Source organism: Micrococcus sp. 63XJN7_6_ISO-PGPR-S23-444 (assembly GCF_058072765.1).
On sequence record NZ_CM176516.1, the window covers coordinates 1,393,833 to 1,413,712 of the forward strand.

General features: G+C 73.2%; 19 protein-coding genes. 3 read left to right on the top strand and 16 right to left on the bottom strand.

What is annotated here, in order from left to right; translation table 11 throughout:
- Positions 1-6 precede the first annotated feature (6 nt).
- The gene (gene glnA, locus AC3RJ9_RS06390) at positions 7-1,347 is read right to left on the bottom strand and encodes a type I glutamate--ammonia ligase (RefSeq protein WP_210078875.1); all 1,341 of its coding nucleotides are present in this window, start codon (positions 1,345-1,347) and stop codon (positions 7-9) included.
- 36 nt (positions 1,348-1,383) lie between these two features.
- On the opposite strand from glnA, the gene panB reads away from it, so the two are divergent.
- Positions 1,384-2,247, top strand: a complete 864-nt coding sequence (panB, locus tag AC3RJ9_RS06395; RefSeq protein ID WP_036383056.1) for a 3-methyl-2-oxobutanoate hydroxymethyltransferase — start codon at positions 1,384-1,386, stop codon at positions 2,245-2,247.
- A 67-nt stretch (positions 2,248-2,314) separates the two neighbouring features.
- On the opposite strand, the gene AC3RJ9_RS06400 is transcribed toward panB, so the two are convergent.
- A complete protein-coding gene (locus tag AC3RJ9_RS06400) occupies positions 2,315-2,527 on the bottom strand; it encodes an SPOR domain-containing protein (RefSeq protein WP_036340724.1) in 213 nt (70 codons plus the stop codon).
- A gap of 36 nt (positions 2,528-2,563) precedes the next feature.
- Here AC3RJ9_RS06400 and map point away from each other — a divergent pair, with 36 nt between their 5' ends.
- Positions 2,564-3,508 carry a type I methionyl aminopeptidase gene (gene map, locus AC3RJ9_RS06405; RefSeq protein ID WP_041102725.1) on the top strand — a complete coding sequence of 315 codons (945 nt, stop codon included), beginning with the start codon at positions 2,564-2,566 and terminating at the stop codon, positions 3,506-3,508.
- 21 nt (positions 3,509-3,529) lie between these two features.
- Entirely contained in the window at positions 3,530-4,354 is an 825-nt protein-coding gene (ppgK, locus tag AC3RJ9_RS06410; protein WP_036339941.1) for a polyphosphate--glucose phosphotransferase, read from the top strand.
- Positions 4,355-4,512: 158 nt separating this feature from the next.
- On the opposite strand, the gene nrdR is transcribed toward ppgK, so the two are convergent.
- The 14 genes from nrdR to ftsW all read right to left on the bottom strand — a co-directional run bounded on the left by nrdR (position 4,513) and on the right by ftsW (position 19,858).
- A complete protein-coding gene (nrdR, locus tag AC3RJ9_RS06415; protein ID WP_002855838.1) occupies positions 4,513-5,007 on the bottom strand; it encodes a transcriptional regulator NrdR in 495 nt (164 codons plus the stop codon).
- A 43-nt stretch (positions 5,008-5,050) separates the two neighbouring features.
- A complete protein-coding gene (dnaE, locus tag AC3RJ9_RS06420) occupies positions 5,051-8,647 on the bottom strand; it encodes a DNA polymerase III subunit alpha (RefSeq protein WP_489727618.1) in 3,597 nt (1,198 codons plus the stop codon).
- Positions 8,648-8,754: 107 nt separating this feature from the next.
- Positions 8,755-9,717, bottom strand: a complete 963-nt coding sequence (locus AC3RJ9_RS06425) for an RluA family pseudouridine synthase (protein WP_070708813.1) — start codon at positions 9,715-9,717, stop codon at positions 8,755-8,757.
- 4 nt (positions 9,718-9,721) lie between these two features.
- A complete protein-coding gene (lspA, locus tag AC3RJ9_RS06430; protein ID WP_036314214.1) occupies positions 9,722-10,192 on the bottom strand; it encodes a signal peptidase II in 471 nt (156 codons plus the stop codon).
- Positions 10,193-10,248: 56 nt separating this feature from the next.
- A complete protein-coding gene (locus tag AC3RJ9_RS06435) occupies positions 10,249-10,848 on the bottom strand; it encodes a DivIVA domain-containing protein (protein WP_135039960.1) in 600 nt (199 codons plus the stop codon).
- A gap of 139 nt (positions 10,849-10,987) precedes the next feature.
- A complete protein-coding gene (locus AC3RJ9_RS06440) occupies positions 10,988-11,284 on the bottom strand; it encodes a YggT family protein (RefSeq protein ID WP_036314180.1) in 297 nt (98 codons plus the stop codon).
- Between the two features lie 7 nt (positions 11,285-11,291).
- On the bottom strand, positions 11,292-11,924 hold the full coding sequence (locus AC3RJ9_RS06445; protein ID WP_036314178.1) for a cell division protein SepF: 633 nt from the start codon (positions 11,922-11,924) through the stop codon (positions 11,292-11,294).
- A gap of 110 nt (positions 11,925-12,034) precedes the next feature.
- Positions 12,035-12,823 (bottom strand): YggS family pyridoxal phosphate-dependent enzyme, encoded by a 789-nt coding sequence (locus AC3RJ9_RS06450; RefSeq protein WP_036314175.1) that lies wholly within the window; start codon positions 12,821-12,823, stop codon positions 12,035-12,037.
- Positions 12,820-13,641, bottom strand: a complete 822-nt coding sequence (locus AC3RJ9_RS06455; RefSeq protein ID WP_036314173.1) for a purine nucleoside phosphorylase YfiH/LACC1 family protein — start codon at positions 13,639-13,641, stop codon at positions 12,820-12,822. Before AC3RJ9_RS06455 ends, AC3RJ9_RS06450 begins: the two co-directional genes overlap by 4 nt.
- Positions 13,638-14,855: a cell division protein FtsZ gene (gene ftsZ, locus AC3RJ9_RS06460; protein ID WP_036314171.1), complete on the bottom strand. Its 1,218-nt coding sequence runs from the start codon at positions 14,853-14,855 to the stop codon at positions 13,638-13,640. The genes AC3RJ9_RS06455 and ftsZ overlap by 4 nt, the downstream gene beginning before the upstream one ends.
- A gap of 317 nt (positions 14,856-15,172) precedes the next feature.
- The gene (locus AC3RJ9_RS06465) at positions 15,173-15,901 is read right to left on the bottom strand and encodes a cell division protein FtsQ/DivIB (protein ID WP_489727619.1); all 729 of its coding nucleotides are present in this window, start codon (positions 15,899-15,901) and stop codon (positions 15,173-15,175) included.
- 53 nt (positions 15,902-15,954) lie between these two features.
- Entirely contained in the window at positions 15,955-17,442 is a 1,488-nt protein-coding gene (gene murC / locus AC3RJ9_RS06470; RefSeq protein ID WP_036314167.1) for a UDP-N-acetylmuramate--L-alanine ligase, read from the bottom strand.
- Positions 17,439-18,569, bottom strand: a complete 1,131-nt coding sequence (murG, locus tag AC3RJ9_RS06475) for an undecaprenyldiphospho-muramoylpentapeptide beta-N-acetylglucosaminyltransferase (protein ID WP_010078501.1) — start codon at positions 18,567-18,569, stop codon at positions 17,439-17,441. Before murG ends, murC begins: the two co-directional genes overlap by 4 nt.
- Positions 18,566-19,858: a putative lipid II flippase FtsW gene (gene ftsW, locus AC3RJ9_RS06480; RefSeq protein WP_070709560.1), complete on the bottom strand. Its 1,293-nt coding sequence runs from the start codon at positions 19,856-19,858 to the stop codon at positions 18,566-18,568. The genes murG and ftsW overlap by 4 nt, the downstream gene beginning before the upstream one ends.
- Positions 19,859-19,880: the final 22 nt, after the last annotated feature.

A 19,880-nucleotide genomic window follows, 5' to 3' on the forward strand; every position in this document is an offset into this window, starting at 1 on the left:
GGCGCCTCAGAGGCCGGAGAGGTAGCGCCGCAGCTCGTACGGCGTGACCTCCACCCGGTAGTCGTCCCATTCCTGGCGCTTGTTGCGCAGCAGGGCGTCGAAGACGTGCTCGCCCAGCACGGATGCCACGAACTCGGACTCCTCGGCGGCGCGCAGGGCGTCGTGCAGGGTGCCGGGCAGGGGGACATGGCCGAGCACGCGCCGCTCGTGGGTGGTCAACGCGCTGATGTCCTCGGCGGCGGCCTCGGGCACCTCGTAGCCCTCCTCGATGCCCTTGAGTCCGGCCGCGATCAGCAGGGCGTAGGCGAGGTACGGGTTGGCCGAGGCGTCGATGCCGCGGTACTCGATGCGGGCCGAGCCGGCCTTGTCCGGCTTGTACAGGGGAACGCGCACGAGGGCGGAACGGTTGTTGTGCCCCCACGAGGTGTACGACGGGGCCTCTCCCCCGCCCCAGAGACGCTTGTAGGAGTTGACGAACTGGTGGGTCACCGCGGTGATCTCCACGGAGTGGCGCAGCAGGCCCGCGATGAACCGGCGGCCCGTGACGGAGAGCCGGAACTCGTCCGTGGGGTCGTAGAACGCGTTCGCGTCGCCCTCGAAGAGGGAGAAGTGGGTGTGCATGCCGGAGCCCGGGTGGTGGGAGAACGGCTTGGGCATGAACGTGGCGTAGGTGCCCTGGGCGGCGGCGACCTCCTTGACGACGGTCCGGAACGTCATCACGTTGTCCGCCGTCGTGAGCGCGTCCGCCGCGCGCAGGTCGATCTCGTTCTGGCCGGGGCCGTTCTCGTGGTGGCTGAACTCGACGGAGATGCCCATGCCCTCGAGGAGGCTGACGGCGTCGCGGCGGAAGTCGGCCGCGTCGGAGCCGGGCACGTTGTCGAAGTAGCCCGCGCGGTCCACGGGCACCGGCTCCCCGTCCGGGCCGGGCTGGTCCGACTGCAGGAGGTAGAACTCGATCTCCGGGTGGGTGAAGCACGTGAAGCCCTGGTCCGCGGCCCGGTCCAGCACGCGGCGCAGCACGTGCCGCGGGTCGGCGGGGGCGGGCCGGCCGTCCGGGGTGAGCACGTCGCAGAACATCCGGGAGCTCTGTCCCTGGTCGCCGCGCCAGGGCAGGATCTGGAAGGTCGAGGGATCGGGCTGCAGCAGCATGTCCGACTCGGAGATGCGGGTGTATCCGTCGATCGAGGAGCCGTCGAAGCCCAGGCCCTCCGTGAAGGCGTTCTCCACCTCGGCCGGAGACAGGGCCACCGACTTCAGCGTACCGATCACGTCCGTGAACCAGAGCCTGACGAACCTGACGTCCCGGTCCTCGATGGTGCGGAGCACGTAGTCCTGCTGTCGATCCATGCCGCCACTCTAGACGCGCCGCGTAGACTCCGGCCCATGTCTGCTCCCCAGTCCCCCCGGCAGCCTGACGACACCGCCCCCTACGGGCCGCCCGCCCCGTCCCGGTACCGGACGGTCCACCTGCAGCGGGCCAAGGACGAGGGCCGGCGCTTCGCGATGCTCACCACCTACGACGCGATGACGGCGGCCCTGTTCGACGAGGCCGGCGTCGAGGTGCTGCTCGTGGGCGACTCGGTGGGCAACACCGTGCTGGGCCATCCCACCACCCTGCCGGTCACCCTGGACCAGATGATCCTGTTCACCCAGGCCGTGGTGCGCGGTGCCGAGCGTGCCCTCGTGGTCGCGGACCTGCCCTTCGGCTCGTACGAGGCCTCCCCGCGGCAGGCCGTCGAATCGGCCGTGCGCCTCGTGAAGGAGTCCGGCGCGCACGCCGTCAAGGTGGAGGGCGACGAGCGCTTCGCCGAGCACGTGGCCGCGATGACGGCAGCCGGCGTCGCGGTCATGGCCCACATCGGCTTCACCCCGCAGTCCGAGCACGTGCTCGGCGGCTACCGGGTGCAGGGCCGCGGCGCGGGGGCGGCCGAGCGGATGACGGCGTCGGCCCGGGCCCTCGAGGCCGCGGGGGCGTTCGCCGTCCTGATGGAGATGGTCCCCTCGGACGTCGCCGCCGCCGTCGACGCCGCGCTGCGGGTGCCCACCGTGGGCATCGGCGCGGGCCCGGGCACCACGGGCCAGGTGCTCGTGTGGCAGGACATGCTCGGCCTGCGCGAGGGACGGGTGCCCCGGTTCGTCCGTCAGTACGCCCGCCTGCACGAGGTCGTGGGCGACGCGGTCCGGGCCTATCGCGCGGACGTGCTCGACGGCGCGTTCCCGGCCCCGGAGCACGGCTTCGAGGGCTGAACCCGCCCCGTGCGACGACCGGGCCCCCGTCCGAGGGACGGGGGCCCGGTGTCGTCCGGCGCCGCGGTCAGGAGGCGTCGTCGACGGGACGGCTGTCCCAGTCGTCGTCGCGCGCGTCCTCCGCGTCGGCGGCCTCGTTGTTCGCCCGCACGCGGTCCATCGCGGCCTGGGCCTCCTCACGGGTGCCGAACGGGCCCAGCAGCTGGGACCAGTCCGACTGGGCGCCCACCTCCACCTGATGCGTGTTGACGTTGTACCAGAACTCGCTCGTCTCGGTCATGGGGGCCACAATAGCCGGGCCGATAGGCTGGAGGACATGTCCCAGCGTCAGAACCCCGCCGTCCCGTCCAGCCACAACGGTCCCCGCCCCGCGGGCCCCACCGCACCGGAGCCCGGGTCGCTCGCCCCCGTCGGCACTCTGACGCCCGGGGCCCCGTCCCCCGCCCCGCCCGTGCCGGCCGCGATCCCGCGCCCCGAGTACGTCGGCAAGGCCACCCCGGACGAGGGCAACGCCTCGGACGTCTACGACGCCGCCGGCATCGAGCGGATCCGCGCCGCCGGCCGCCTGGCCGCGCAGGCCATGGAGCACACCGCCGCCCACATCCGCCCGGGCGTCACCACGGACGAGCTGGACCGGATCGCGCACGCCTTCCTCGTGGAGCGCGGCGCCTACCCGTCCTGCCTGGGCTACCGCGGCTTCCCGCGGTCCATCTGCACCTCGATCAACGAGGTCATCTGCCACGGCATCCCGGACGGCACCGTCCTGGAGGACGGGGACATCGTCAACCTGGACATCACCGCGTACCTGGACGGCGTCCACGGGGACCACAACCGCACCTACCTGGTCGGCGACGTGGACGAGGAGTCCCGGCTGCTCGTCGAGCGCACCGAGGAGGCCCTGCGCCGCGGCATCCGCGCCGTGAAGCCCGGCCGTCAGGTCAACGTGATCGGCCGCGCCATCGAGTCCTACGCCAAGCGCTTCGGCTACGGCGTGGTGCGCGACTTCATCGGCCACGGCGTGGGCGTGGACTTCCACTCCGGCCTCGTGATCCCCCACTACGACGCGGCCCCGGCCCACGACCGCCTGCTCGTGCGCGGCATGGTGTTCACCATCGAGCCGATGCTCACCCTCGGCACGATCGAGTGGGACCAGTGGGACGACGGCTGGACCGTGGTGACCCGCGACCGCCGTCGCACCGCGCAGTTCGAGCACACGATCGTGGTCACGGACGACGGCGCGGAGATTCTCACGCTGCCGTGACCCGGCACTAAGCTGGGGGCCGTGACGACGCACACCAGCACCGCCCAGCGCTCCTCCAAATACCCCACGACGATCGGCATCGACGTCGGGGGGACCGGCATGAAGGGCGGCCTGGTCCGCCTCGGGTCGGGGCCGAAGGCGGGCACCCTGCGCGGGGACCGCTTCCGCATCCCCACGCCGCAGCCGGCCATGCCCGAGCCCGTGGCGGCGACCCTGGCGGCCATCACCGCCGAGCTCGACGGGCGCGAGAAGGCGCCGAAGCCCTCCGCCCCGCTGGGTGTGTGCTTCCCCTCGATCGTCAAGGACGGGGTGTGCCTGTCCGCGAACAACATCGACCACTCGTGGATCGGCACGGACCTGCGCGGCAGGTTCGAGGAGCACCTGCGCCGCCCCGTGACCGTGGTCAACGACGCCGACGCGGCCGGCCTCGCGGAGGCCCGCTACGGGGCCGGGCGGGGCGTGCGCGGCCTGGTGCACGTGATCACCCTCGGCACCGGCATCGGCGGCGCGATGATCCACGACGGCGTGCTCGTCCCGAACTTCGAGGTCGGCTCCCTGGAGCTCGACGGCGTGATGGCCGAGTCGCGGGCCTCCGCGAAGGCCCGGGAGCGCGATCAGCTCAGCTGGGCCGAGTACGCCGAGCGACTGCAGCGCTTCTTCTCCCACGTGGAGCGGATCTTCTCGCCCGACCTGTTCATCGTCGGCGGCGGCATCTCCAAGCGGCCGGACGACTACCTGCCGCTGCTGCGCCTGCGCACCCCGATCGTCCCGGCCCAGCTGCAGAACAACGCGGGCATCGTGGGCGCCGCCCTGGCCGCGCACGGCTCGCTCGCCGACGGCAACTGAGGGCGCAGACACCGAGGGCGGTTCCGGCTTCCCCTCCGGAACCGCCCTCGGCAGTCTTGCCGGGCCGACCGAGGTCGACCCGGGGATCACTGTAGCGCCTGGAGGCCGTGCGCACCACTGCAGCGTCGATCCCGGCCGCGCCGTCGCATCGGCCCAGGTCAGCGGGTGAACAGCCGCGGCTGCACGGCGGGACGGCCGCGGTCGTCCCCGTCACCGGCCCGGAGCTCGGCGATGGCCTCCTCGAAGTCGTCGAGGGACTCGAAGTCCCGGTAGACGGAGGCGAAGCGCAGGAAGGCCACCTGGTCGAGACGGCGCAGCGGATCGAGGATGGCCAGGCCGACGTCGTGGGCGTCCACCTCGGCGTTGCCCGTGGCACGGACCGTCTCCTCGACCTCCTGGGCGAGCATGGCCAGGTCGTCGCTCGTCACCGGCCGCCCCTGGCACGCCTTCCGGACGCCGTTGATCACCTTGGAGCGGTCGAACGGCTCCGCCACCCCGGAGCGCTTGACGACGGTCAGGGCGGTGGTCTCCATGGTGGTGAACCGCTTCCCGCAGGCCTGACACTGCCGACGCCGACGGATGGCGGAGCCGTCGTCGAGGGAGCGTGAATCCACCACGCGCGAGTCCTCATGACGGCAGAACGGGCAGTGCATCAGCTCTCTCCTCCTGGGCGGGGCACTCCCATGCTACGTCCGCTCAGCCGAGGCAGGCCGGACCCAGCAGGATCTTGAGGTCCCCGAACAGCGCCGGGTTCGGGCTCACCCGGAACTGCGGGCCCAGCTGGAACTCCTGCGTGGCACGCTGGCCCACCAGGGACAGCCGCACCTCCGAGGAGCCCTCGTGGGTGCGCAGCACGTCCGCCAGCTGGCCCATGACCTGCTCCGTGGCCTTGAACGCGGGCAGCGTGATCCGCACGGGGCCGCCGGGGCCGTCCGAGAGCTCCGGGATGGTCAGCTCCATCGCCGACAGGGACACCGACCCGTCGTCCCGGCGCTGCACCCTGCCCTTGACGGCGACGACGAGGTCCTCGGCCAGCATCATCGCGATGGGCGCATACACCTGGCCGAAGAACATGACGTCCATCGAGCCGCCGAGGTCCTCGATCTCGCAGCGCGCGTACGCGTTGCCCGAGGACTTGGCGATGCGGCGCTCGAGCGTGGTGATCAGGCCCGCGATGGTGACGATCGCGCCGTCGGCGGGCCCGTCGTCGTCGAGCACGCGGGTGATCTGGACGTCGGCGTGCTGGGCCAGGACGCCGTCGAGGCCCTGCAGCGGATGGTCGGACACGTACAGGCCCAGCATCTCGCGCTCGAACGCGAGCTTCTCCTTCTTCGCCCACTCCGGCAGGTCCGGGACGGCGACGCCGTCCGCGGCGTCGGAGTCGTCCTCGTCGCCGCCGCCGAGCGCGAACAGGTCGAAGGTGAACTCGCCGTGATCCTCCTTGCGCTTCTGCGCCACGGTGGCGTCCACGGCCTCCTCGTGCACGGCCAGCAGGGCGCGGCGGGCGTAGCCGAGGGAGTCGAAGGCGCCGGCCTTGATCATGGACTCGATGGTGCGCTTGTTGCACACCACGAGCGGCACCTTCGCCAGGAAGTCGCCGAAGCCCGTGTACGAGCCCTTCTCCTCGCGCCCCTGGACCATGCCCTTGACCACGTTGGCGCCCACGTTGCGGACGGCGCCCATGCCGAAGCGGATGTCCCGGCCGACGGGGGTGAAGGTCAGGTGGGACTCGTTCACGTCCGGGGGCAGCACGGTGATGCCCATGTGGCGGCACTCGTTGAGGTACATGGCCAGCTTGTCCTTGTCGTCGCCCACCGAGGTGAGCAGCGCGGCCATGTACTCCGCCGGGTAGTGCGCCTTGAGGTAGGCCGTCCAGTAGGAGACCAGGCCGTAGGCGGCCGAGTGCGCCTTGTTGAACGCGTAGTCCGAGAAGGGCAGCAGGATGTCCCACAGGGCCTTCACCGCGGCCTCCGAGTAGCCGCGGTCCAGCATCCCCTGGTGGAACGCCTCGTACTGCTTGTCCAGCTCCGACTTCTTCTTCTTGCCCATCGCACGGCGCAGGATGTCGGCCTGGCCGAGCGAGTAGCCCGCCACCTTCTGGGCGATCGCCATGACCTGCTCCTGATACACGATCAGGCCGTAGGTGGTGTCCAGGATCTCCCGCAGCGGCTCCTCCAGCTCCGGGTGGATCGGGGTGATCTCCTGCTGCCCGTTCTTGCGCAGCGCGTAGTTGGTGTGCGAGTTCGCGCCCATGGGGCCGGGGCGGTACAGGGCGATGGTCGCCGAGATGTCCTCGAAGTTGTCCGGGCGCATCATCTTCAGCAGCGAGCGCATGGGCCCGCCGTCGAGCTGGAACACGCCGAGGGTGTCACCGCGGGCCAGCAGCTCGTAGGCCGCCGGGTCGTCCACGTCGAGGGTCTCCAGGTCCAGGTCCACGCCCTGGTTCGCCTTCACGTTCTCGATCGCATCCGAGATGATCGTGAGGTTGCGCAGCCCCAGGAAGTCCATCTTGATCAGGCCCAGGGACTCCGCCATCGGGTAGTCGAACTGGGTGATGACCTGGCCGTCCTGGAGGCGGCGCATGATCGGGACGACGTCGATCACGGGCTTGGAGGACATGATCACGCCGGCCGCGTGCACGCCCCACTGCCGCTTCAGGCACTCGAGGCCCTTGGCAGTCTCGAAGACCTCCTTGGCCACCGGGTCCGTGGCGACCAGCTCGCGGAAGGGCGCGGCCTCCCCGTAGCGCGGGGCCGCGGGGTCCTCGATGTCCTTGAGCGGGATGTCCTTGGCCATCACCGCCGGCGGCAGCGCCTTGGTGAGGGACTCGCCCATCGAGAAGGGCTGGTCCATCACGCGGGCCGAGTCCTTCAGGGCCTGCTTGGTCTTGATGGTGCCGTACGTGACGATCATGGTGACGCGCTCGTCGCCGTACTTGCGGGTGACGTAGTCGATCACCTCGGAGCGTCGGCGGTCGTCGAAGTCGACGTCGAAGTCGGGCATGGACACGCGGTCCGGGTTGAGGAACCGCTCGAAGATCAGCCCGTGCTTGAGCGGGTCCAGATCCGTGATGCGCAGCGCGTACGCCACCATCGATCCGGCGCCCGAGCCGCGGCCCGGGCCCACCCGGATGCCGTTCTCCTTCGCCCAGTTGATGAAGTCGGCCACGACGAGGAAGTACCCGGGGAAGCCCATCGAGATGATGACGTCCAGCTCGTAGTCCGCCTGCTTGCGCACGTGGTCCGGCACGCCGTCCGGGTAGCGGTAGGCCAGACCGGAGGCGACCTCCTTGATGAGCCAGCTGGTCTCGTCCTCGCCCTCCGGCGTGGGGAAGACCGGCATGTAGTTGGCCTTCGTGTCGAACTCGACCTCGCACCGCTCGGCGATGAGCAGCGTGTTGTCGCAGGCCTCGGGCAGCTCCGCGAACAGCTCGCGCATCTGCCGCGGAGACTTCAGGTAGTACTCGGTGCCGGAGAACGCGAAGCGGGAGCCGCCCTGGTCGTAGCTGGGCTCGTTGAGCTTCGAGCCCGACTGCAGGGCCAGCAGCGCCTCGTGCGCCTTGGCGTCGTGCTCGTGGGTGTAGTGCAGGTCGTTCGTGGCCACGAACGGCAGGCCCAGGTCCTTGGCGAGCCGGCGCAGGTCCGTCATCACCCGGCGCTCGATGTCGAGGCCGTGGTGCATGATCTCGCAGTAGTAGTTGTCCTTGCCGAAGATGTCCCGGAAGTCCGAGGCCGCCTGCATCGCCTCCCGGTACTGGCCCAGGCGCAGGCGCGTCTGCACCTCGCCGGAGGGGCAGCCCGTGGTGGCGATCAGGCCCTTCGAGTACTGGCTCAGCAGCTCCCGGTCCAGCCGCGGCCACTTGGCGTACACCGAGTCCAGCGAGGCGATCGAGCCCATCCGGAACAGGTTGTGCATCCCCTCGGTGGTCTCGCTCAGCAGCGTCATGTGCGTGTACGCACCGCCGCCGGACACGTCGTCCCCCCGCTGGTGGGGCTCGCCCCAGCGGGTCTTCTCCTTGTCCGTGCGGTGCTGCTGCCCGGGGGCCACGTAGGCCTCGAGCCCGATGATCGGCTTGACTCCCGCCGCCTTCGCCTTGGACCAGAAGTCGTAGGCGCCGAAGAGGTAGCCGTGGTCCGTGATGGCCAGCGAGTCCATGCCCAGCCGCTGGGCCTCGGCGAACAGGTCGTCCAGCTTCGCGGCGCCGTCGAGCATGGAGTACTCGGTGTGCGTGTGCAGGTGGACGAAGCCGCCGTCCTTCACGGCGTCGGCGCGGGCGTCGGCGGACACGGTCATGCGGGGTGGGCCTTTCGACGGGGAGGACGGCGGGGCCGCACCAGCCTACTCGTGGTGCCCGGGCGGCGGGGCCGGACCCGGACGGGGGTCACGTCGACGGTGCCGGCTCAGTCCTGGTCGCCGCGCAGCGCCGCCAGGGCATGGGCGAGGTCGTCCGGGTACGGGGAGGTGATCGTCACCGGCTCCCCCGTGACCGGGTGCGGGAACGCCAGCCGGTGGGCGTGCAGCCACTGGCGGGTCAGCCCGAGCTCGGCCGCCAGTCGCGGATCCGCCCCGTACGTGAGGTCGCCGACGCACGGGTGGCGCAGCGCCGAGGTGTGCACGCGGATCTGGTGGGTGCGCCCGGTCTCCAGGTGGACCTCGAGCAGGGTGGCCCGGCCGAACACCTCGAGCGTCTCGTAGTGGGTCACGGACGGCCGGCCGTCGTCGAGCACCGCGAACTTCCAGTGGTGGCCGGGATGCCGCCCGATGGGCGCGTCCACGGTGCCGCTCAGCGGGTCCGGGATGCCCTGGACCACGGCGTGGTAGACCTTCTCCGGCACGCGCTCGCGGAACTGGTCCTTCATGGCCATGTAGGCGCGCTCGGTCTTGGCCACGACCATGACCCCGGTGGTGCCGACGTCGAGCCGGTGCACGATCCCCTGGCGCTCGGGGGCGCCCGAGGTGGTGATGTCGTAGCCGAGGGCGGCCAGGGCGCCCACCACGGTGGGCCCGACCCAGCCGGGCGAGGGGTGCGCGGCCACGCCGGTGGGCTTGTCCACGGCCACCAGGTCCTCGTCCTCGTACAGGATGCTCAGCGCGTCCACGCGCTCTGCCCTCACTTCCAGGGGGTCGGGGTCGTCGGGGACGTCGACGGCGAGGGTCTCCCCCGCCACGGCCTTCGCGGACTTGGCCAGGACGCGGTCCCTGCGGCCGGAGCGCGACTCGGCCCGCACCAGGCCCCGGGAGAACCAGTCCGCCAGCAGCGAGCGGGAGACGCCGAACGCGTCGGCGAGCACCGCGTCGACCCGTCGGCCCGCCTCGGCTTCGGTGACCTCGAGCCGCTCGGTGAGTCCCGGTCTCATGCCCATGTCCTCACGCCTCCCGTGTGCCGTCCAGGCGGCGGCCGGTCATCACGAGCAGGGCGACGCCGATGACGGAGCAGACGATGAACGAGTCCGCCACGTTGAAGATCGCGAAGTGCGGCACGGAGATCATGTCGACCACGTGGCCGCGCCCGAACGCCGGGGGCCGGAACAGCCGGTCCGTGAGGTTGCCGAGCACGCCGCCGGCGAGCCCGCCCAGCGCCAGGGCCCACGGCGTCGAGCGCACGCGGGCGATCCCGACGAGGGCGGCCACCGCCACCACGGCTTGGATGATGGTGAACACCCAGGTGTGGTCCTCGCCGATGGAGAACGCCGCGCCCGGGTTCAGGATGTAGTGCCAGCGCAGCACCCCGGGGATCACCGCGACGGAGTCCCCCAGCTGCATCGTGCTCTCGACCGCGTACTTGGTCAGCTGGTCGAGGGCGTAGGCCAGCACCGCCACGATGAGGGCGGTGAGCATGGCTCGCCGGCCCGCGCGAGGGGATCGCGGGGCCGACGTGGCGTCGACGGCTCGGCTCACGCCGTGGGCGTGGGGGGCTCGACGCGCTTCTGGGCGCGGATCTCGCGCAGCTGGCCCTCGATGTAGGAGGTGAGGCGGCTGCGGTAGTCGGTCTCGAAGCTGCGCAGCTGTTCGACCTCGCCCTCCAGGCCGGCCTTCTCCTCGGCCAGGGCCTCGAGGGTGCGGGCCTTCTGCTCCTCGGCGTCGCTGACGAGCCGGGCCGCGGTGGCCTCGGCCTCGGCGACGAGCTCGGTGCTGCGCTGCTCGCCTGCGGCGACGTGCTCGTCGTGCAGACGCTGGGCCATGGCCAGGACGCCGGCGGCGGAGGTCGCGGCCGCGTCGGCGGACTCGGGGGCGGCGGCCGGGGCCGGCTCCTCGACGGGGGACGGCGTCGCGGCGGCCTCCGGGGTGTCCGCAGCGGGGCCGGCGGCCGGGGCGGCGCCGCCGGCGCGCAGCTCCGCGTTCTCGGACTCGAGCTGCTCGTTGAGGGCGATCAGGCGCTTGAACTCCGCCACGATCTCGTCGAGGAAGTCATCCACCTCGGTCTGGTCGTAGCCCTCGCGGAACTTCGTGGGCTGGAACTGCTTGTTGACCACGTCTTCCCAGGACAGCGCCATGGAACCGTCTCGCTCTCTGCTCGGTGCTCGGGGACGGCCGGGCGGCCCGGCGCGTCGGCGGTCGGCGCGCCGGTGAGGGGCGGCGCCGATCCTGCCGCGAAGACTACCACCGGGGCGGGGAACCGCCCCGGGCCGCGGGTCAGGCCACGCCGGCCAGGCTCAGCACCAGGACCCGCAGCAGGACGACGCCGAGGAACACGATGAGGAAGGCCACGTCCAGGCCGATGCCGCCCAGGTTCACCGGCGGCACGGCACGACGCACGGGGCGCAGCAACGGATCGGTGGCCCCGTACACGCCGCTGGCCAGCATGAGGGCCGCCCCGGTGGGGCGCCAGTGGCGGACGAACGACTGCGTGACGTCCAGGACGATCCGCACGGTCAGCGCCGCGAGCACCACCGTCAGGGCGATGTAGGCGAGGGCGAGGAGCAGCTGCATGGGCGCCTCAGTCGCCGTCGAACGGGGAGTCGGCCGCGCCGGACTCGCCCTGCTCGGCGCCGACGACGTCCACGGTGGCCGGGGTCAGCAGGAACACCTTGCTGGTGATGCGGGAGATCGAGCCGTGCAGGCCGAAGACGAGGCCGGCCGCGAAGTCCACGAGGCGCTTGGCCTCGTTCTCACCGAGGTCGGTCACGTTCATGATCACGGGGACGCCGGAGCGGAAGGCCTCGCCGATCGCCTTCGCGTCGTTGTAGGAGCGGGGGTGGACGGTGGAGAGGGTGTGCACGGAGGCTCCTTCGGCAGACGACGCTGCGGCTCGCTTGATGGGGGTCACCGGGGCCCGGTAGCCCGGGTCGACCGGCTCGGGACGCGCCGGACGCCGGGGTTCGACGGGATCGGCCGCGGTGGAGCCGGACGGGGTCACGGGCTCCGGCCGCTCGGCCGGCTCGGGATCGCGGACCGCAGCCGGGCGGACGGCCTCCATGTGGGGGTCGGTGTCCGGCTCCGCGGGGCGGCGCGCCTCGACGACCTCGTGTCGGGGCGCGGTCTCCCGCTCGGCCGCACGCGGCTGCTCGTCGTACTCGTCGCCGTCGGCCAGGCCGAGGTAGATCATCGTCTTCTTCAGGGCACCAGCCATGAGTCTTCCTTCACCACGTCCTCCGGCCCCGGGGGCCGCCGTCGTTCGTCGTCGGTGCGCGTGCGTCCGCACGGTCCTGTCGCGTCCCGCCGGGACGCGCGGGGTCAACGTTAGCCCACCGCGTCCCGGGCCCCCAGAACGTCGGAGCCGATGCGCACCTGTGTCGCCCCGGCGCGCACGGCCGCCTCGAGGTCCGCGCTCATCCCCATGGACAGTGCGGTGGCCTCCGGATGCGTCTGCCGCAGGCGCGCGCCGAGTGCGGCAAGGCGGCGGAACGCGTGCTCCGGGTCCAGGCCGCGCGGTGCCACGCACATCAGCCCGCCCAGCCGCAGGCCCGGCAGGCCTGCGATGACGTCCGCGAGGGCGGGGACGTCCTCGGGGCGGGCGCCGCCGCGCGGGCCGATCCCCTCGGGACGGTCCTCGTCGGCGCGGTCGTCGACATCCACCTGCACGAGGCACTCCAGGTCGGGGATCGCGGCCTCGGGCTCGCGCTCGCGCCGCAGCACGAGCGCCCGCGAGAGCGCCTCGGCCAGTTCGGGTCGGTCCACCGACTCCACCACGGACGCGTAGCGCACCACGTACTTGGCCTTGTTGGTCTGCAGCTGGCCCACGAAGTGCCAGCGCGGGGCGTCCGCCCCCAGAGCCGCGGCGACGGCCTCGGCCTTGGGCCGGGCCTCCTGGTCGCGGTTCTCCCCCACGTCGGTCACGCCGAGCGCGGCGAGGCGCACGACGTCCTCGGCGGGGTGGGTCTTGGTCACGACGACGAGCGCGGGCTCCGCCTCGCGCCCGGCGTCCCGCGCGGCGTCGGCGATGCGGGCGTGCACCGCGGCGAGCGCGTCGGCGATCTCCCGGGCGCGGGGGTCCGTCGGGGTCGGCCCGGCGGTGGCGGGGGCGGTCATGCGTCTCCTCTCGGGACGGTGGCGTCGGGGTCGGCGCGCCAGACGAGGCCGGCGAACCGGCCCTCACCGGGCGCCCGACGGTGTGAGAACAGGCGCTCGTCCTCCCGCGTGCACACGTCGATCGTCGCGGTGGCCACCCCGCGGGCACGGAGGACCTCCGCGGCGCCAGCGGGCAGGTCGAGGGCGGGGGTGCCCCAGGACGTGGTGGCCGCGGTCGCCGGGAGGCGGGCGGCGGCCTCGTCGCGCATGGCCGCGGGCACCTCATAGCAGCGGCCGCACACGCCGGGGCCGATCCAGGCGCGCAGGCCGGGACCGGTCCGGTCGGCCTCCGGCCGCAGGGAGAGCAGCCGATCGACGGTCGCCTCCAGGACGCCGTCCAGCAGCCCGCGCCGCCCGGCGTGGGCCACGGCGGTCGCGCCGGTCGTCTCGTCGACGACGACCACGGGGAGGCAGTCGGCCACCATGACGGCCAGCGGCCGTGACCCGTCGCGGCTCACGGCGGCGTCGGCCACGGGGGCCGAGGCACCGCCGCGCCCGGGCCCGTCCGCCCACACGACGTCGGCCGAGTGCACCTGGTCCAGATAGAGCGTGGCGCCCTCGGGGACCCCCATCACGCGCTCCAGGGCGCGACGGGCGGCGCTGACGCGAGCGAGCCCCTCGGCCTCGTCCGGCGGGACCACGTGCAGCGCGAGGTTGCCGGCGGCCACGGAGGTCCAGGCGACGTGCACGGCGCCCGTCGCGGTGCGGACGGTCTCGCGGTGCACGAAGGGGCCAGCGGGGACCCGTGCGGTCCCGGCCGGCCCCTCCGCGGCCGTCACTTGAGGAAGTCCGGGACGTCCAGGTCCGAGGACCCGGCGCCGAGGTCCGGCTCCACCACGGTGGGCAGGTCCTGCTGGCGGCGCGGCTGCTGCTCCTGCGGGGCCAGCGGCACGGTGCCGCGCACGGCGGGGCGCTCGGCCTGCTGCGGCTGGGCCGGGGCGGCGGGCTGCGGCTGGGCGGCGGGCTGCGGCTGCGCGGGGGCCGCGGCCCGCTGCGGGGCCGCCTGCTGCTGCACGGCCTGCGGGGCGGCCGGGGCGGAGGTGACGTCCACCTTGTCGAAGCCCGCGGCGATCACGGTCACGCGCACCTCGTCGCCGAGGGCGTCGTCGATGACCGCGCCGAAGATGATGTTGGCCTCCGGGTGGGCGACCTCCTGGACCAGTCGCGCGGCCTCGTTGATCTCGAAGAGGCCGAGGTCGGAGCCGCCCTGGATGGAGAGCAGCACGCCGTACGCGCCGTCGATGGAGGCCTCGAGCAGCGGCGAGGCGATCGCCAGCTCGGCCGCCTTGACGGCGCGGTCCTCGCCCTGCGCGTGGCCGATGCCCATGAGCGCGGAGCCCGCGCCCTGCATCACGGACTTCACGTCCGCGAAGTCGAGGTTGATCAGGCCCGGGGTGGTGATCAGGTCGGTGATGCCCTGGACGCCGGAGAGGAGCACCTGGTCCGCCTGACGGAAGGCGTCCATGACCGAGACGTTGCGGTCCGAGATGGACAGCAGCCGGTCGTTCGGGATCACGATGAGGGTGTCGACCTCGTCCCGCAGGGCGTCGATGCCCGCCTCGGCGGAGCCGGCGCGACGGCGGCCCTCGAACGTGAACGGACGGGTCACGACGCCGATGGTCAGGGCGCCGAGCGAGCGCGCGATGCGGGCCACGACGGGCGCCCCGCCGGTGCCGGTGCCGCCGCCCTCGCCCGCGGTCACGAACACCATGTCCGCGCCCCGCAGGACCTCCTCGATCTCCTCCGCGTGGTCCTCGGCGGCCTGGCGGCCCACCTCGGGGTTCGCGCCCGCGCCGAGTCCACGGGTGAGCTCGCGGCCCACGTCCAGCTTCACGTCCGCGTCCGACATCAACAGCGCCTGGGCGTCCGTGTTGATGGCGATGAACTCCACGCCGCGGAGCCCCACCTCGATCATGCGGTTCACGGCGTTCACGCCGCCGCCGCCGATGCCGACGACCTTGATGACGGCCAGGTAGTTCTGGGGTGCAGCCACGGTGTTGGTTCCCTTTGTTCGAGATCTCGAGAGGTCCGCGCGAGGCACATCGCCCCGATGATCGGCGGCCACCCGGGGTGGACACCTTCAAGCACAGCGTGAAGCGAGCCTCGCGCGCGTTCGGGTCCACCGTACTGGGAGGCCCGCGTCACGTGCAAAAGAAAACGGCGTGTCCACGCGGAAAAGACGGCTCCCGCATCAACTTTCACGTGAGACTCGAAGGAGCAGTCACCGCGGTGATGGCACCCCGACTCGCGCGAGGCCACGCACCCCGACCTTCACCTTCACGTTCTACTGGAAACTCCTGCGGCCCCGGTTCAGCGCGTGATCGGCCGCGTGGGCACGGAGACGTCGATCTCGGCGACGCCACCCTCCGCGGACCCGTGCCGCTCGTCCGCCAGGAACGCCTCGGCCACGGGCCCCTTGAGGCCGGCGTCCTGCGCGTCGCCCCAGACCAGGGTCACCCCACCCTCGAGCGCCAGACGGACCTGGCCCGGGCCCCGGGAGTCGGCCGTCTCGACACGATCCGCCACGGCCTCCGGCAGGGCGGCCAGCACCTCGGCCACCTCGGCGCGCTCCTCCTGCGCCCGCTGCGCCAGCTCCTCCGAGAACGCGGGGAGGTCCTCGCCCTCGAGCCGTTCCTCCGGCACTCCCGTCAGGACGGTGCCGTCTGCGAACAGCAGCTGCACACCGTCGTCGCCGTCCCGCCGGGCCCGCGTCTCATGCTCCCGGACCACGACCTCCAGGCCGGTGGGCAGGCGGGGAACGGTCTGGACCTCGGCCACTCCGGGCAGACCACCGACCAGCTCGCCCACACGGCCGGCGCCGACGCGGGACAGCGGCACGCCGTACACGGGCTCCAGGCGCTCCTGGACCTCGGCGGCGGAGACATGGCGGGTGCCGGTGACCTCGACGCGGTCCACCGCGAGCACGGGCGAGAAGAGCACGACCCAGCCCAGGGCGCCCAGCACCGCGAGGACCGCGGCCGCCACACCCCAGCGCGTGGCGCGGCGCCGGCGCGCGGTGCGGCCCGGGAATCGGACCACGGTGGAGGCGTCGGCCCCGGCTGGTGCGACCGGCGGCGTCCCGCGGCCGAGCCTCACGGGTGGGCGACGCCGGGCGCCGCGTCCCGACCGAGCTCGGCCAGCAGGTCCGCACCCAAGGCGGTGACGTCCCCCGCGCCCATCGTCAGGACGACGTCGCCGGCCGTGGCGCCCGCCGCGAGCGAGCGCACCGCCTCGGCCCGGTCCTCAGCGACGACGCGGTCTTCGGCGGCGCCCGTCGTGAGGCGGGAGGCGATGAGGGACGAGTCGACGCCGGGCATCGGCTCCTCCCGAGCCGCGTACACGGGCAGCACGCGCACCGCGTCCGCCCCGGAGAGGGCGGCGGCGAACTCGGCGGCGAAGTCCCGGGTGCGGGAGAACAGGTGGGGCTGGAACAGGACGTGCACGCGGGCGTCGCCGGCCACGGCACGGCCGGCGGAGACCGCGGCGGCCACCTCCGTGGGATGGTGCGCGTAGTCGTCGAAGACCCGCACGCCGCGCGCGGCGCCGCGGAACTCGAAGCGGCGGGCCGTGCCCCGGAAGGCCTCCACGCCCCGCACGGCGGCCTCGAAGGCCATGCCCGCCCGGACGGCGGCCAGGACCACAGCGGCGGCGTTCAGCGCGTTGTGCCGGCCGGGCACCTGCAGATGCAGGGTGCGCTCCGGGCCGCCCGCCATCCGGAACGTGGCGCGCTGGCCCACTCCGGTCTCGCCCGGCTCCACCGCGAGGTCGGTGACCAGCAGGTCCGGCGCCACGCCGTCACGGGGCGCCGAGCCGTAGGTCACGACGTCGGCGGCCGCGTGCTCCCGTGCCCAGGCGGCCAGGTCCGCCGCGCCGGCGTCGTCGAGGCAGGCCACGAGGACCCCGCCCTGGGCGGCGGCCGGCAGCCCGCCCGCGAAGTCCCGGAAGACCTGGTGCACCGCCTCCTCGGTCCCGTAGTGGTCCAGGTGGTCGGCCTCCACGGTCGTGACGATCCCGATCGTGCTCGGGTAGTTCACCAGGGTGCCGTCGGACTCGTCGGCCTCCGCGATGAACCACTCGCCCCGGCCCGCCCGGGCGTTGGTGCCGAGCCCGGCGACGGCGGCGCCGACCGCGAACGTGGGGTCCCAGCCGGCGTCGGAGAAGGCCATGGCGGCCATGGAGGACGTGGTGGTCTTCCCGTGCGTGCCGGCGACGGCCAGCACCCGGTGGCCGCGCATGGCCAGGGCGAGGCCCTCGGAACGGTGCAGCACGCGCAGTCCGCGCGCCACGGCGGCGTCGTGCTCCGGGTTGCCCGGCCCGGCGATCGAGGAGGCGATCACCGTGGTGACGTCCCGGCCGAGATGCGCGGCATCGTAGCCGACCGTGATCCGGGCACCGCCCGCGGCGAGCTCGCGCATCACGGGCAGGTCCTTCGCGTCGGAGCCGGACACCGCGACGCCCTGCTCCTGGAGGATGCGGGCGACCCCCGACACGCCGACGCCGCCGATCCCCAGCAGGTGCACGCGGCCCAGGTCGGCGAAGCGGCCCTCGGCCGCGGGACGGGTGCTCTCGTCTCGGCTCATCGACGGGCTCCTTCCTGGGCGGCCGAGCGCACGAGGCCGGCCATGGTGACGTCCGCGTCCCGGACGCCGAAGCGGGCGGCCGCCTCCCCCATGCGCGCGAGACGCTCAGGGTCGGTCGCCAGCGGGATCAGCTGACGCTGCACCCACGCGCGCCCGAAGGCGTCGTCGCGGACGAGCAGCGCTCCCTCCGCCTCCACCACGGGGCGGGCGTTGAGCGCCTGCTCGCCGTTGCCGATGGGCAGGGGGACGTAGACGGCGGGCAGGCCGACCGCGGACACCTCGCAGACCGTGCCGGCGCCCGAGCGGGCGACGATCAGGTCGGCGGCGGCGTAGGCCTGCTCCATGCCCGCCAGGTACTCCCGCTGGACGTAGCCGTCCCGGACCAGCAGGCTGCCGTCGTCCTCGGTGAGGGCCTTGTCCCGACCGGTCAGGTGGAACACCTGCAGACCGGCGTCCAGGAGGTCGCCCAGCGCGGCGCGCACGGTGCGGTTCACGGCCAGCGCACCCGAGCTGCCGCCGGTCACCACGACGGTGGTCCGGTCCGGGTCGAGGCCGAGGGCCTCACGGGCGGCACGGCGGGCGGCCGCCCGGTCCAGACCGGAGATCTCGGGGCGCATCGGCATGCCCACCCAGCGGGCGCCGCGGAGGCGGGTGTCCGGCAGGGCGGTGCCGACGTGCGTGGCCCGCAGGGCGCCGATGCGGTTGGCCAGGCCGGGGCGGGCGTTGGCCTCGTGGACCACCACGGGCACACCGGCACGGAACGCGGCGAGGTAGACGGGGGTCGCGACGTAGCCGCCCACGCCCACGACGACGTCGGCGCGCCGGTCCCGCAGGATCCGGGCCGCCGTGGCGACCGCGGCGCGCATGCGGGCCGGGAAGCGGACGACGTCCATCGACGGGCGGCGCGGCATCGGGACCCGGTCGATCAGGTCGAGCTCGTAGCCCGCCTCGGGGACGAGACGCGTCTCCATGCCGGAGGCGGTGCCGACCATGGTGCACTCGACGGGACCGCCGCCGTCGCCCTCCAGGGCGCGGGCGATGGCGAGCATCGGGGAGATGTGGCCGGCGGTGCCGCCGCCGGCCAGCACCACCCGCAGGGGTCCGGAGGGATGAGAGGTCTGCGTCATCGGGGCTCCTGGAGGGCGGGGGTGGGGATCACGGGGAGGGGGTCGGTGTCCGGCTCGTCCGCCTGGGGGCGGGCGTCCGGCTGGGCGGCACGGCGGCGCTCGTGGCGGGCGAAGGCCAGCACGATGCCGACCGCGCTCAAGGACAGGGTGAGCGCGGAACCACCATAGGAGATGAAGGGCAGCGGGACGCCCACCACGGGGATGACCCCGGAGACCATCGCGATGTTGACGGCCGCCTGGCCCACCAGCCAGGCCAGGATCCCCCACGTGGACAGGCGGATGAACGTGGACGTGGTCCCGGCGGCGACGCGGTAGATGCCGATCGCCAGGCCGAGGTAGGCCAGCAGCACCACCAGCGTGCCCACGAGCCCGAGCTCCTCGCCGAGGATGGTGAAGATGAAGTCGTTCTCGGCCTCCGGGATGTAGCTCCACTTCTGTCGGGACTGGCCGAGGCCCGCGCCCCACCAGCCGCCGGAGGCCAGGGCGTACATCCCGTGCGCCGGCTGGAAGCAGGGGTCGGTGGCGTCCGAGCAGTCCCCCATCCAGGCCTGCACCCGGACCATGCGGTGCGGGGCGAGGAGGGTCAGGGCCAGGATGCCCAGCACGCTCAGCGCCAGGAAGGTGAGGAAGACCCCCCAATGGGTGCCGGCCACGTACAGCACCGTGGCCAGCACGATCGCGAGGATGATCGCGGTCCCGAGGTCGCTGCCCGCCATCACCAGGACCAGCAGCAACAGGCCGCCGGGCAGCACCGGGATCAGCGCGTGCCGCACCTGGGTGACGAGGCGGTGCTTGCGCTCCAGGACCGCCGCCGCCCACAGGGCCAGGGCGAGCTTGGCGGCCTCGGAGGGCTGCATCCGGAACCCGCCGATGCCCAGCCAGTTGCGATTGCCGCCCACGGTGACGCCGAGCGGGGAGAACGCGACCAGCGCGAGCAGGATCACGGCCACGCCGAACGCCGGCCAGGCGAGCGCCTTGAGGACGCGCACCGGCAGGCGCGAGAACACGAGCAGGGCCGCCACGCCCGCCACCGCCCAGGCGCTCTGGCGCAGGAACAGCGCGTACGAGCCGCCGCCGGTGCCGATCGCCTCGACGGAGGACGAAGAGAGCACCATCACGAGCCCCAGCACGGTGAGCAGGGCGGTGCAGCCGCTGATGAGCAGGACCGACAGGTCGAGGGCGCGGCGGCCCTCGAGGACCCGCCACATCCGGCGCAGGATCCGCTCCCGGTGCTCGGGGGCGTCGTCGGCCGCGCGGGGGCGGACCGGGCGGAGCTCGATCGGGGACATGGCCCTCCTCACGGGGGAAGCG

Coding starts and splice junctions, on each gene's coding strand:
- glnA (WP_210078875.1), bottom strand. CDS start 1,347: ATGGATCGACAGCAGGACTACGTGCTCCGCACCATCGAGGACCGGGAC.
- panB (WP_036383056.1), top strand. CDS start 1,384: ATGTCTGCTCCCCAGTCCCCCCGGCAGCCTGACGACACCGCCCCCTAC.
- AC3RJ9_RS06400 (WP_036340724.1), bottom strand. CDS start 2,527: ATGACCGAGACGAGCGAGTTCTGGTACAACGTCAACACGCATCAGGTG.
- map (WP_041102725.1), top strand. CDS start 2,564: ATGTCCCAGCGTCAGAACCCCGCCGTCCCGTCCAGCCACAACGGTCCC.
- nrdR (WP_002855838.1), bottom strand. CDS start 5,007: ATGCACTGCCCGTTCTGCCGTCATGAGGACTCGCGCGTGGTGGATTCA.
- dnaE (WP_489727618.1), bottom strand. CDS start 8,647: ATGACCGTGTCCGCCGACGCCCGCGCCGACGCCGTGAAGGACGGCGGC.
- AC3RJ9_RS06425 (WP_070708813.1), bottom strand. CDS start 9,717: ATGGGCATGAGACCGGGACTCACCGAGCGGCTCGAGGTCACCGAAGCC.
- lspA (WP_036314214.1), bottom strand. CDS start 10,192: ATGCTCACCGCCCTCATCGTGGCGGTGCTGGCCTACGCCCTCGACCAG.
- AC3RJ9_RS06435 (WP_135039960.1), bottom strand. CDS start 10,848: ATGGCGCTGTCCTGGGAAGACGTGGTCAACAAGCAGTTCCAGCCCACG.
- AC3RJ9_RS06440 (WP_036314180.1), bottom strand. CDS start 11,284: ATGCAGCTGCTCCTCGCCCTCGCCTACATCGCCCTGACGGTGGTGCTC.
- AC3RJ9_RS06445 (WP_036314178.1), bottom strand. CDS start 11,924: ATGGCTGGTGCCCTGAAGAAGACGATGATCTACCTCGGCCTGGCCGAC.
- AC3RJ9_RS06450 (WP_036314175.1), bottom strand. CDS start 12,823: ATGACCGCCCCCGCCACCGCCGGGCCGACCCCGACGGACCCCCGCGCC.
- murC (WP_036314167.1), bottom strand. CDS start 17,442: ATGAGCCGAGACGAGAGCACCCGTCCCGCGGCCGAGGGCCGCTTCGCC.
- murG (WP_010078501.1), bottom strand. CDS start 18,569: ATGACGCAGACCTCTCATCCCTCCGGACCCCTGCGGGTGGTGCTGGCC.
- ftsW (WP_070709560.1), bottom strand. CDS start 19,858: ATGTCCCCGATCGAGCTCCGCCCGGTCCGCCCCCGCGCGGCCGACGAC.